Consider the following 11,916-nt stretch of genomic DNA (forward strand, 5'->3'; position numbering starts at 1 on the left):
AAGCAAGAAAAGAAAAAAGCTAGTTTACATCTAACTTTTGCGTGTTATCTTTAAATTCAAATTCCACTCTCTTAGCCCCAAAACCTTTAGCAATAGCTTCTAAAGTATCCTTAGCACTTTTATGAATTTTGCTTTCTAAATTTTGGATAAGATTTAAAGACAAGTCTTTAACCTCATCTTTGGCTTCTTTTATGAGTTTGTTTTTATCACTTTCACTAAAACTAATCCCCGTACTATTGATAGAATCAGGCAGTAAAAAAGGTAAAAATTTAGCATTTTTTTCATCATAAAATTTCATATCTATGATGCTGTGTTTGTATCTACACTCTGGCATGATGATCTTATAAGCATCGTCCCCTAAAGGCAAAATATCAAAGTTTTTATCCCTTAAATCATACAAGAAAGTGATCTCAAATTCAAAAATCAAAGCAATCTGTCTTTCACTCAAAGACCATCCTAAAAGATTTTTCCAAATTCCATTAAAAGCGCTATCTTTTTTAGTGACAATCTCTTTACTAAAAACTTGAAAAACACTTAATTCTCCTATGGATTTAAGTTGCATGATATCGCTAAAACTTTGCGTGCTTTTTTCTTCTATTTTAGGGCTTTTATACTGCCTAAAAAGCACTACAAACAAAAGCACAAGCAAAATCATCACTAAAACAAATAAAATCATTTCCATTTTAAACCTTTCTAAATTTATAAACCTTGATTTGAAAAGATATATTTTTTCTCAAACGCCAAGAAAATAAAAGCATTAATGATAAAAATCAAACACACAAAAGTAAAAACAAATTCCACGCTAAAATGAGAAGCCATAAGCCCTCCACCAAAAGCACCGCAAAAATTTCCCAAAAATTGACAAGTTTGATTAAAACCAAAAATCACACTTAAATTTTTAGCACTCACACTTTTTTTAAGCAAGGCATTCACACAAGGCAAAAGCCCTCCAAGTCCTACACCTATAAGCAAACGCACGAAAATAAGCGTATAAACATTACTTGCTACAGCCTGCAAGTAAAAGCAAATTCCACAAAATATCAAAGCTCCAAAAATAATCTTACTAGGCCCTATCTTATCGGCGATTTTTCCAAGTTTTGGTGCGAAAAAAAGATTGCTAATCCCACTTGCAGCCACCACTATACCCGCCCAAAGAGCCAAATTTCCACCTTGATGAATTTGCTCAACATAAATACTTAAAATCGGCATCACTCCAAAAGTGCCAAATTGTATCACAAAAGTAGTGATAAAAAGAACGATGATAAGGGTTTTGTTTTCTTTCACTTTTTGAGTATTTTTCTTCGCCTCTTTTTGAATTTTTCTCTCATGGATGAAAAAATAAATCGTCACAAAAGAACAAGCGATCAAAAAAGCCACCACATCAAAAACCGCACTAATGCTAAAAAATTCAGTCACAAAGCCACCAAACAAAGGCCCAAGCAAACTTCCACTTATAGAAGCCGTAGAAAGAGTTCCTAAAGCATAAGCCACTTTTTCTTTAGGCGCTATTACAGCGATAAATACAACAGCAGCAGAAGTAAAACCTGAAATTATCCCTGTTAAACCCCGCACAAAAACCACTTCTAAAGCACTATGCGCAAAGCTAAGCCATAAGGTTAAAACCGACATTCCAAAACTTGCACGAAGAAGCATATTTTTATAACCATACTTTGCGCCCAAAAAAGCCCATAAAGGTGAAAAAACAGCCATAAAAAGCGGAGTGATCCCAAAAGCAAGTCCTGAGTAAAACGCTATCTCACTCGTATCAACATGTCCTAGTTCTTTGATATAAAAAGGCAAAATCGGAGCGATTTGACTAAGCCCCATGCTTGTGGTAAAAACACCAAACCAACACACAAGCAAAGTTCTATTGAAATTTTCCATGGATTTATTGTATGATATTTTTTATAATTTTTAATTAAAACTCAAGGATAAAAATGAAAAAAATACTCTTTATATGCTTAGGCAATATATGCCGTTCACCTATGGCAGAATTTATCATGAAAGATCTTGTCAAAAAAGCAAATTTAGAAAAAGAATTTTTTATAAGCAGTGCTGGAACTTCAGGAGAACACGATGGAGAAGGTATGCACTATGGCACCAAAAACAAGCTTACCCAACTTAACATAGAACACAAAAACTTCACAAGCAAAAAACTCACTCAAAAGCTTTGTGATGAAAGCGATTTTTTAATCACCATGGATAATTCTAACTTCAAAAATGTTTTAAAAAACTTCACCAACACCCAAAACAAAGTTTTAAAAATCACTGATTTTAGTCCTAGTCTAAACTATAATGAAGTCCCTGATCCTTGGTATAGTGGAAATTTTAATGAAACTTATAAAATTTTATCCCTAGCTTGTAAAAATTTACTTGTTTTTTTATCAAAATAATTTAAAACAACTATATATTACTTCTCGTTTACTTTTTAGGCTTATACTTCTAAACGAACCGAAAAACATTCATAAGAAAAACTCCTTAAAATTACACGCCTAGCTTAAATCCCTTTAGCTAGGCTTTTCTTTAGATGTTTTTATCCTTCGGATTTAAAATTTTTACTATTTTAAGTGCTTCTTAAGAAAAAACTCCAAATTTATGTGCTACAATTACGATGTTTTATTAATTTTTGACAAGGAGAATTCTCATGAAACTAGTTAAACTTAGTTTAGTTGCAGCTCTTGCTGCAGGTGCTTTTTCAGCAGCTAACGCTACTCCACTTGAAGAAGCAATCAAAGATGTTGATGTATCAGGTGTATTAAGATACAGATACGATACAGGTAATTTTGATAAAAATTTCCTTAACAACTCAAATTTAAATAACAGCAAACAAGATCACAAATATAGAGCACAAGTTAACTTCAGTGCTGCTATAGCTGATAACTTCAAAGCTTTTGTTCAATTTGACTATAATGCTGCTGATGGTGGTTATGGTGCTAATGGAATAAAAAATGATCAAAAAGGACTTTTTGTTCGTCAATTGTACTTAACTTATACAAACGAAGATGTTGCTACAAGCGTAATCGCTGGTAAACAACAACTAAACACTATCTGGACAGACAATGGTATCGATGGTTTAGTTGGAACAGGTGTTAAAGTAGTAAATAACAGCATCGATGGTTTAACTCTAGCTGCTTTTGCTGTAGATAGCTTCATGGCTGAAGAACAAGGTGCAGATTTATTAGGATTTAGCAATATATCATCTAATTCTAAGGCAGCTCCTTTTAAATTAGACTCAATTGGAAATCTTTACGGTGCTGCTGCTGTAGGTTCTTATGATCTTGCTGGCGGACAATTCAACCCACAATTATGGTTAGCATACTGGGATCAAGTAGCATTCTTTTATGCTGTAGATGCAGCTTATAGCACAACTATCTTTGATGGAATCAACTGGACACTTGAAGGTGCTTACTTAGGAAATAGCCTTGATAGCGAACTTGATGATAAAGCACATGCTAATGGCAATTTATTTGCTTTAAAAGGTAGCATTGAAGTAAATGGTTGGGATGCTAGCCTTGGTGGTTTATACTACGGTGATAAAGAAAAAGCTTCTACAGTTGTAATCGAAGATCAAGGTAATCTTGGCTCTTTACTTGCAGGTGAGGAAATTTTCTATACTACTGGTTCAAGACTAAATGGTGACACTGGTAGAAATATCTTCGGTTATGTAACTGGTGGATATACTTTCAACGAAACAGTTCGCGTTGGTGCTGACTTCGTATATGGTGGAACAAAAACAGAAGCTGTTAATCATTTAGGTGGTGGTAAAAAGCTTGAAGCTGTTGCAAGAGTAGATTACAAATACTCTCCAAAACTTAACTTCTCAGCGTTCTATTCTTATGTGAACCTAGATGAAGGTGTAAACACTAAAGAAAGTGCTGATCATAGCACTGTAAGACTTCAAGCTCTTTACAAATTCTAAGAAGTTTTTAAGTTAACTTTAAGGCGGGGTTTTGCTCCGCTTTTTTTATGCCTGATTTTTAAAACTTAAATTTATATAAAAAAAGATTTTCCCAAGCTAAAAAGCTTTAGGAAAATTAGGACTTAAACCAATTAGCTATTTTTTCAAAAAGCCCTTTTTGCTCTTGATGCATACCATCTTTGATACCAAAACTTTCACTTAGTCTTTCTAAAAGTTCTTTTTGTTCATCGTTTAAAGAAGTTGGAAATTTGATAGAAATTTGAACGATTTGATTTCCTATGCGAGAACTATGAACATCTTTTACCCCTTCTTTTTCAAGAACAAATCTTTGTCCATCTTTAGCACCCTTTGGCAAATTTAAACTTGCTTCACCGCGTATGGTAGGTACTTTTATACTCTCTCCTAAGATAGCTTGAGTAAAAAACACTGGAAATTCTATATATATATCATCATCATCTCTGATAAAAGTATCATCTTCGGCAGCAATGATCTTAACATACATATCCCCTCTAGTGCCATTTTTTAAGATATTGCCTTTAGCATTGACACGAAGTTTCATACCTGTATCTACACCTTCTGGGATATTAAGTTCTACACTATCTTTGCTTTCATTATAACCTAAACCTTTACAATCGCTACATTTTTCACTAGCTTTTTCTCCACTTCCTTGACAATCAGGACAAGTTTGTGCAAAAGTGATAAAACCTTGAGAAATTCCAACTTGTCCTCTACCTTGACACTTTGGACAAGTTTGAAGTTTTCCATCTTTAGCTCCTGTTCCATTGCAAGTTTTGCAAAAACATTTATAAGTAAAGTCTATATTTTTCTTGCAACCAAAAACCGCTTCTTTAAAACTTAATTTTAAATTAACGATAAAATCGGAAGGGATTTTCTCATCATTTGAACTCTTTCTACGACGCGATGATGAGCCAAAGCCTTCTCCAAAAAAACTAGAAAATATATCTCCTAAATCCTCAAAACCACCAAAACCTGAGCTATTAGAACCAAATCCACCGCCTTTTAAAGCATCTTTTCCATATCTATCATAAATAGCTCGCTTTTCATCATTACTTAAAACCTCATAGGCTTCATTAACAAGCTTAAATTTCTCTTCTGCTTCTTTATCGCCTTGGTTTCTATCGGGATGGTATTTTAAAGCCATTTTTCTATAGGCTTTTTTTATGGTTTCTTTATCAGCACTTTGCGTGATTTCAAGAATTTCATAATAACTTATTTCCACATTATTCCTTTAAAAAATTTAAAATTTTGCTAGAATTTTAATCTTAAAAATTCAAAAATCTAATTTTAGCAAAAATAAAATCAATAATTTATCAAATTTTAAATAAAATTATGCAAATATTATAAATCTTAGATAAAATTTAAAGGATACTAAAATGATTAATGTGTTGATGATAGAAGATGATCCTGATTTTGCGCAATTATTATCTGAGTATTTAGCGCAATTTAATATTAAAATTACAAATTTTGAAAATCCTAAAAGCGCCTTAAATGTAGGCGTTCAAGGCTATGATTGCCTAATCTTGGATTTAACTTTACCAGGAATTGATGGTCTTGAAGTTTGTAGAGAAATCAGACAAAAAAGCAATATTCCCATTATCATCTCATCAGCTAGAGGCGACTTAAGCGATAAGGTTGTAGGGCTTCAAATTGGTGCTGATGATTACCTACCAAAGCCTTACGATCCAAAAGAAATGTATGCAAGGATTATGAGTCTTATTCGTCGCACAAAAAGAGTTGAACACGCAAATAATGAAAATATTAATTCTGCTTTCAAAATCGATGAGAGAAGGCATGAGATCACCTATGAAGATAAGGTTTTAACACTTACTCCTGCTGAGTTTGAAATTTTAGAATACCTTATCCAACAGCACGGATATAGCGTTTCAAGAGAACAGCTTGTAAGTCGCTGTAAAAATCTAAAAGATAAAGATTCTAAAAGTCTTGATGTTATCATTGGTCGATTAAGAGTAAAAATAGGAGATAGTTCAAAATCCCCAAAACATATTTTTTCTGTTAGAGGTATAGGATATAAACTAATAGGATGACAAAAAATTATTCTATTTATACCAAGCTAATTATTTTATTTGTTGTTACTTTTTTCTTAGTTTGTGTGCTTTTTATCGTTCTTTTGAAAATAGAAGGAAGTGCTTACAACGAAGAAGAAAGTTTAAAACAAGAAAATCTTATAAAAAATTTACTCATCTCCTATGAAAACACTTCAGGTGCTAAAATAGGATCCTATCTTGAAAATAGCGGTTTTAATACTATACAAAATCCCTATCTTGTAAAAAGCATAAGAAATAATGGACAATCACTTTTTAAAGCAAATGGAGAATTTTGCACCCTTTCTTCTTTAAAATATCATAGCAATCTTTATTTTGATGTTCAATGTAAAGATTTTGATGGCTTATATGAAGAAAATACTAGCGATAGAGTTTATAATCTTTTATTAATAGGATTTTTTTCTTTTTCTTTGTTGGTTGTTTTTATGTATTTTTCGGTATTAAAATCTTTAGAACCTTTAAAAAAATTAAGAAGGCAAGTTGCTAAAGTTGCAAATGGGGAGCAACCTGATTTTTTAGATTATCAAGAAGATGAAGTAGGAAAAATCGCCTTTGAATTTCAAAAAGCTTTTAAAAAAAATCAAGAATTAATCCAATCAAGACAACTTTTCCTAAGAACAATTATGCATGAGTTAAAAACCCCTATAGGAAAAGGGAGAATTATTTCTGAAATGATCAAAGAAGACAGACAAAAAGAAAGACTTATCGCTATATTTTTACGTATGGATTCTTTGATCAATGAATTTGCCAAAATCGAAAATTTATTTTCAAAAAACTACAACTTACACTTTAAACCTAGTCGTTTTAGCACTATACTTGAGGAAGCTAAAGAACACCTTATGAGAGATGATTTTAATAAAGTTGTAAAAGTCGATATCAGAGATGATGCTTTAATCAATGTTGATATGGAAATTTTCTCTGTAATTTTAAAAAATCTTATCGATAATGCCTTAAAATACTCAAACAATGGCACTTGTGAGCTTTTTTGTTGTAAAGAATGTTTTACCATTAAAAATCCAGGCAAGCCTTTAGCAGAGCCTATAGAACATTATCTTGAAGCTTTCGCAAGAGAAAAACACAATCAGGTCAAAGGTATGGGACTAGGACTTTATATAGTTTCAGAGGTATGTAAACTGCATAATTTTGATTTGATTTATTTTTATGATGATGGAAAGCATTGCTTTAAAATTTTCTTTGGAGATAAAGAAAAATAATGGCAAAAGGCCTAGAAAAATTCAACGAACTTGTTGAAAGTTTTGCAAATTTACCTACCATAGGGAAAAAAACTGCCATAAGGCTTGCTTATCACCTTTGCATAAATAATCAAATCGATGGTATGAAACTCGCACACAATATAGAAAATGCTATCCGCTTTATAAAACCTTGTGAGCAATGTGGTGCTTTAAGCGAAAATGAGCTTTGCGAAATTTGCAGTGATGAAGAAAGAAATAAAAACATTTTATGTATAGTTGAAAGTCCAAAAGATATACTAACGCTCGAAGAGAGTCAAAGTTACAATGGGCTATATTTTGTTTTAGATGAGTTAAATGAAGAAAAACTTGAAAAACTAAAGCAAATCATACTTAAGCTAAATATCTCTGAGCTCATTTTTGCATTGACACATAGCATTAATTCTGATGCAACTATCTTTTTTATAGAAGATAAATTTAAAGATTTAAACCTAACTTTTAGTAAAATCGCTCAAGGAATTCCAAGTGGTGTAAATTTAGAAAATGTGGATTTAATCTCTTTAAATAAAGCTATGAATTTTAGAACAAAAATTTAGAAATTTTTATAAGAAATATCGGCTAATTCTTGCAAAGAAAAATCCGCAATCTTTTCATAAATAAAACCTTCCTTGCTTAAAAAATCAAGTAAAGTTTTTTCCATGATTTTAGCCCCTTGTATAAGCTCATCTGAGAGCTTAAAACTCATCGCTTCAATACGCTTTGGCACACAAGCTAAGATGTGTGTTTTAGGCAAATCTCCTGCAAGTTCCATGTATTGTAAGGTTTGAAGCATTTCTATTTCATGAGCACTTCCACTCCAGCTAATTTTATTAGGCATAGCATCATAAGGAAAGAAAAATACATCTCCTATACTCGCATCTTGCGCTTCTATGCAGTCTAAAACGATAAGTCTATCGTACCTAGCGATGATATAGCTAAGTTGCAAAGCCAAAGTTCCACCATCAATAAAATCTAAAGTAAATTCAGGATGAGTAAATTTGTAGTTTTTTTCAAGTTGTTTGCAAAGATGAACGCCTAAGCCTTCATCTGCAAACATGATATTGCCTATTCCAAGGACTAAGAATTTCAATGCTTTTCTTCTTTTACAAATTTATATCCGCTAATAATAGCATCCATAGCACCATCTTTACCTTTTACTGCGTTAAAAATCGCCATGTAAATATGTACTGGTACAAAAATCATAATCACCCACATCAAAATTCTATGATAAGTTCTTACATCAGCCAAACCGCCCATTGCAGCTTCAAGCGGTCTTAAAATATGATATAAAAGCCCACCTAAACCCTCATGGTAAGTATGAGTATAAAGAATAAGCCCTGTAAGAATGATACCTAGCATCACAAGATAAAAGAAAAAATAAGTTACAAATTGCAAAGGATTATAAACCCCTTTTAAATGCGGGTGTTTTCCTAAAAAAATGTAAAATTTTACTTGTTCTATCCATAATTTGATATTAAAAATATCCCATACACTTCTGCGTTCTTTTGCACTTACCTTGTCACAAAAAAACAAATATACTTTAAAAATAATACAAGCGATTAAAACAAAACCCACCGCTTGATGTACTAAACGGTATTTTGCTTGCATAAAATTTACAGGTTCGCCATTACTAATAGGACTTTGAAACACATAAGAAAGATAATACCCTGTGCCAATAAGAATCACTATAGCAATAGCTCTTATCCAGTGCGTTAAACGCAAACCTATGCTAAATTCATATTCAGCTTTTCTTTGCAATTTTTCTTCTTTGTTTTGCATGAAAGCCTCCTTATAAATTGACATTCACTTTATATTCACTTAGATTATTGCCCTTAGTATCCATTATATGCACCGCACAAGCAATACAAGGATCATAAGAGTGAATTTTTCTAATGATTTCAAGCGGTTGTTTTACATCAGCGATTTTAAGTCCTATCAAACATTGTTCATAACTTCCACCTACGCCATTTGCGTCTTTTGGACTTGCATTCCAAGTAGAAGGCACTACAGCTTGCCAGTTTTCAATGACGCCATTTTTAATTCTACACCAATGACTTAATGTTCCGCGTGGCACATGCCCCATATAGCGTCCTTTGTATTCTTTAGAATTATCGATCACATAAGGCGCACAAGTACTCTGATCTACTTTTAAATTTTCAACTAAATTATTAAACGCTTTTAAAGCATTATTTGCAACGATTTTTGCCTCAATACAACGCGCAGCTGTTCTTCCAAGTGTGCTAAATACAGCATTTAAAGGAAGTCCTGTTTCTTTTAAGAACTCATCTACCACAGGAACAACATTTTGATTACCTTTGGCATAATTTACAACGATATTTGCTAAAGGTCCTACTTGCATAGGGTTTCCTTCATAGCGTGGAGCTTTAATCCAACTATATTTACCCTTAGTATCAAACACTTTAGAATGAACATTATTTCCATGATGATCTACGCTTTCTCCATCTACAAGTCCTGTATAATTTGGATTTGTTTTGCCATCATAAGGATGTAAAGGTTCATTGTCTGCATACCAAGAATGAGTTGCCTCTTCAGTAATCTTATCTTCTTCTACTTCATAAACCTTGCTTAAATCTCCATTTTTGATAATACCACTTTCAAAAAGCCATTCATCTCTTCCGAGTTGGAATTCTTTAAAGGTGTAAAGATTATTTACCCCTATATCATTTAAAACACTTGCTTCATGCGCATAAGCTTTTCCTGCCATCACAAGATCAGGATAATACGCACGATTAACAAAGTCTTGTACTTCTTGGAATTTAACCATATATTCACCCATTCTTGCAGGATCAAGTAAATCCATAACGCAAGTTACACCACCAACAGTTAAGCTTTGTGGATGTGGATTTTTAGCTCCAAAAATCGCCATACATTGAGCAATGATTCTTTGGATTCTTAAACATTCTAAATAGTGAGAAAGAACGATTAAATTTTGCTCAGGACTTAAACGATAAGTTGGGTGATCATAGTACGCATTAGCAAAAGGTCCTAAATTTCCTTTATCTACGAAAGTTTTAAGTCTTTGTTGCACTTCAAGAAGTTTATCTGCACCTGTTGCATAAGGATTTGGAGTGTATTTAAAAGCTTCATCGCTTGCTTTTTTAACATCAGCACTTAAAGCACTTACCACATCAGCCCAATCAAGCCCATGAAGTTGATAAAAATGTACAATATGATCGTGTAAGAATAAAGCCGCATTCATTAAAGTTCTTGTTAAAAGGGCATTTAAAGGCGGAGTAATACCTAAAGCATTTTCAACAGCAACTATACCTGCTTTATAATGTGAAAAAGTACAAACTCCACAAATTCTTTGTGTCATAAAACCCGCATCTCTTGGATCACGCCCTTTTACTATGGTTTCAATACCACGCCACAAAGTAGAGCCAGCATAAGCTTCTTTTACCACATTGTTATCATCAACAACAACTTCAACTCTTAAATGCCCTTCAATTCTTGTAATAGGATCTACGATTATTTTTTGACTCATTTTTATTCCTTATCTTTTTGCATGGAAGATATAACTGCGTGCGCTGCTATAGCAACACCTGTGAGCGTAAGCACGCCTATGCCGATTTTATCTGAAACACTATCCGCGCCCAAACCAAAAACAGTATCAAATTTACGACTAGCCATAGGCTCTTCAAAAGGTCCCATAGTATCCCAAAAATCGGGCTCAGAACAACCTATACAACCATGCCCTGCTTGAATAGGCCAAGAAGTGTGCTGGTTAAATCTCTCTCTTGAACAGTTATTGAAAGTATAAGGCCCTTTACAGCCTACTTTATAAAGACAAAAACCTTGTTTTGCTCCTTCGTCTCCAAAGGCATGCACAAATTCACCCGCATCAAAATGTCCGCGTCTTTCACAAAGATCATGAATTCTTAAGCCATAAGCCCATTTTGGCCTATTATATACATCAAGTGCTGGTAACTCACCAAATAATAAATAATGAAGCACATTACCCACTATATTTTTTTCACTTGGAGGACAGCCGGGAACATTGATCACAGTTTTGCTTGTTACTTTGCTTAAAGGCTGCGCATTACTAGGATTTGGTCTTGCTGCTTGGATTCCTCCAAAGCTAGAACAGGTTCCTATAGCAAAAATAGCCAAAGCATTTTCACTTGCCATTTTTGAAAGCTCATAGCCTGTTTTTCCATGTGCACCTATGGTTAAAAAATGCTCTGTATCACCCATAGGGATACCACCTTCAACCATTAAAATGTATTTATTTTTATGCTTTTGAATGGCACTTTCTAAATTTTCTTCAGCTTGCCAACCTGCTGCAGCCATCACTGTTTCGTGATATTCTAAAGAAATATAATCAAAAATCAAACTATCAATCGTTGGAGTATCACTTCTTAACAAACTCTCACTACAGCCTGTACACTCAGCCATATGAAGCCACACAACAGGAAGTCTATCAGCAAGTTCAGCAGCTTTTGCTACCATAGGAGTAAAACTCGCTGGTAAAGCCAAAAATGCCGTCATAGCACCTGCCCATTTCATAAAATCCCTTCTAGAAAAACCTGACTTTTCTAATGCTTTTGCAATGCTATTATTGTCTTTTAAAGAAGGAAGCTTTTCAAGAGCCGATAAACGCGACTCTATTTGATGATAATCAATCATTATATTTCCTTTATAACATGAAATTTATTCTCTATAA

At 33.2% G+C, this 11,916-nt stretch carries 12 protein-coding genes; 5 read left to right on the forward strand and 7 right to left on the reverse strand.

The window, feature by feature from the left end; translation table 11 throughout:
• Positions 1-19: 19 nt before the first annotated feature.
• Positions 20-682 (reverse strand): DUF4230 domain-containing protein, encoded by a 663-nt coding sequence (locus tag AJN58_RS08530; RefSeq protein WP_002853958.1) that lies wholly within the window; start codon positions 680-682, stop codon positions 20-22.
• 17 nt (positions 683-699) lie between these two features.
• The gene (locus AJN58_RS08535; RefSeq protein ID WP_070292183.1) at positions 700-1,884 is read right to left on the reverse strand and encodes an MFS transporter; all 1,185 of its coding nucleotides are present in this window, start codon (positions 1,882-1,884) and stop codon (positions 700-702) included.
• A 53-nt stretch (positions 1,885-1,937) separates the two neighbouring features.
• Here AJN58_RS08535 and AJN58_RS08540 point away from each other — a divergent pair, with 53 nt between their 5' ends.
• The gene (locus tag AJN58_RS08540; RefSeq protein ID WP_070292185.1) at positions 1,938-2,393 is read left to right on the forward strand and encodes a low molecular weight protein-tyrosine-phosphatase; all 456 of its coding nucleotides are present in this window, start codon (positions 1,938-1,940) and stop codon (positions 2,391-2,393) included.
• A gap of 251 nt (positions 2,394-2,644) precedes the next feature.
• Entirely contained in the window at positions 2,645-3,919 is a 1,275-nt protein-coding gene (porA, locus tag AJN58_RS08545) for a group 1 major outer membrane porin protein PorA (protein WP_070292187.1), read from the forward strand.
• 115 nt (positions 3,920-4,034) lie between these two features.
• Here the strand turns inward: porA and dnaJ are convergent, their stop codons facing one another.
• A complete protein-coding gene (gene dnaJ, locus AJN58_RS08550) occupies positions 4,035-5,159 on the reverse strand; it encodes a molecular chaperone DnaJ (RefSeq protein ID WP_070292189.1) in 1,125 nt (374 codons plus the stop codon).
• Between the two features lie 154 nt (positions 5,160-5,313).
• Here dnaJ and AJN58_RS08555 point away from each other — a divergent pair, with 154 nt between their 5' ends.
• Genes AJN58_RS08555 through recR form a run of 3 tightly spaced genes read left to right on the forward strand, consistent with a single transcriptional unit; the run spans position 5,314 to position 7,789 of the window.
• Positions 5,314-5,985 carry a response regulator transcription factor gene (locus tag AJN58_RS08555; protein WP_002861955.1) on the forward strand — a complete coding sequence of 224 codons (672 nt, stop codon included), beginning with the start codon at positions 5,314-5,316 and terminating at the stop codon, positions 5,983-5,985.
• The gene (locus AJN58_RS08560; RefSeq protein ID WP_002861956.1) at positions 5,982-7,217 is read left to right on the forward strand and encodes an ArsS family sensor histidine kinase; all 1,236 of its coding nucleotides are present in this window, start codon (positions 5,982-5,984) and stop codon (positions 7,215-7,217) included. Before AJN58_RS08555 ends, AJN58_RS08560 begins: the two co-directional genes overlap by 4 nt.
• Positions 7,217-7,789, forward strand: a complete 573-nt coding sequence (gene recR, locus AJN58_RS08565; protein WP_002861957.1) for a recombination mediator RecR — start codon at positions 7,217-7,219, stop codon at positions 7,787-7,789. The genes AJN58_RS08560 and recR overlap by 1 nt, the downstream gene beginning before the upstream one ends.
• Here recR and AJN58_RS08570 read toward each other — a convergent pair.
• From AJN58_RS08570 to AJN58_RS08585, 4 genes are read right to left on the reverse strand one after another with little or no spacing between them, the layout of a single operon-like run.
• A complete protein-coding gene (locus AJN58_RS08570) occupies positions 7,786-8,322 on the reverse strand; it encodes a HyaD/HybD family hydrogenase maturation endopeptidase (protein ID WP_070261352.1) in 537 nt (178 codons plus the stop codon). The two genes, recR and AJN58_RS08570, sit on opposite strands and share 4 nt — an antisense overlap.
• A complete protein-coding gene (gene cybH, locus AJN58_RS08575) occupies positions 8,319-9,011 on the reverse strand; it encodes a Ni/Fe-hydrogenase, b-type cytochrome subunit (protein ID WP_052794882.1) in 693 nt (230 codons plus the stop codon). The genes AJN58_RS08570 and cybH overlap by 4 nt, the downstream gene beginning before the upstream one ends.
• 10 nt (positions 9,012-9,021) lie before the next feature.
• Entirely contained in the window at positions 9,022-10,737 is a 1,716-nt protein-coding gene (locus AJN58_RS08580; RefSeq protein WP_070292190.1) for a nickel-dependent hydrogenase large subunit, read from the reverse strand.
• Between the two features lie 2 nt (positions 10,738-10,739).
• Entirely contained in the window at positions 10,740-11,879 is a 1,140-nt protein-coding gene (locus tag AJN58_RS08585; RefSeq protein WP_070252803.1) for a hydrogenase small subunit, read from the reverse strand.
• Positions 11,880-11,916 lie beyond the last annotated feature (37 nt).

This window comes from Campylobacter sp. BCW_4321 (genome assembly GCF_001763075.1).
Lineage (GTDB): Bacteria > Campylobacterota > Campylobacteria > Campylobacterales > Campylobacteraceae > Campylobacter_D > Campylobacter_D jejuni.

Excerpts from the sequence above, each read along its gene's own strand:
- AJN58_RS08530 (WP_002853958.1), bottom strand. The coding sequence starts at position 682 with ATGGAAATGATTTTATTTGTTTTAGTGATGATTTTGCTTGTGCTTTTG.
- AJN58_RS08540 (WP_070292185.1), top strand. The coding sequence starts at position 1,938 with ATGAAAAAAATACTCTTTATATGCTTAGGCAATATATGCCGTTCACCT.
- AJN58_RS08535 (WP_070292183.1), bottom strand. The coding sequence starts at position 1,884 with ATGGAAAATTTCAATAGAACTTTGCTTGTGTGTTGGTTTGGTGTTTTT.
- cybH (WP_052794882.1), bottom strand. The coding sequence starts at position 9,011 with ATGCAAAACAAAGAAGAAAAATTGCAAAGAAAAGCTGAATATGAATTT.
- AJN58_RS08555 (WP_002861955.1), top strand. The coding sequence starts at position 5,314 with ATGATTAATGTGTTGATGATAGAAGATGATCCTGATTTTGCGCAATTA.
- AJN58_RS08585 (WP_070252803.1), bottom strand. The coding sequence starts at position 11,879 with ATGATTGATTATCATCAAATAGAGTCGCGTTTATCGGCTCTTGAAAAG.
- AJN58_RS08580 (WP_070292190.1), bottom strand. The coding sequence starts at position 10,737 with ATGAGTCAAAAAATAATCGTAGATCCTATTACAAGAATTGAAGGGCAT.
- porA (WP_070292187.1), top strand. The coding sequence starts at position 2,645 with ATGAAACTAGTTAAACTTAGTTTAGTTGCAGCTCTTGCTGCAGGTGCT.
- recR (WP_002861957.1), top strand. The coding sequence starts at position 7,217 with ATGGCAAAAGGCCTAGAAAAATTCAACGAACTTGTTGAAAGTTTTGCA.
- AJN58_RS08560 (WP_002861956.1), top strand. The coding sequence starts at position 5,982 with ATGACAAAAAATTATTCTATTTATACCAAGCTAATTATTTTATTTGTT.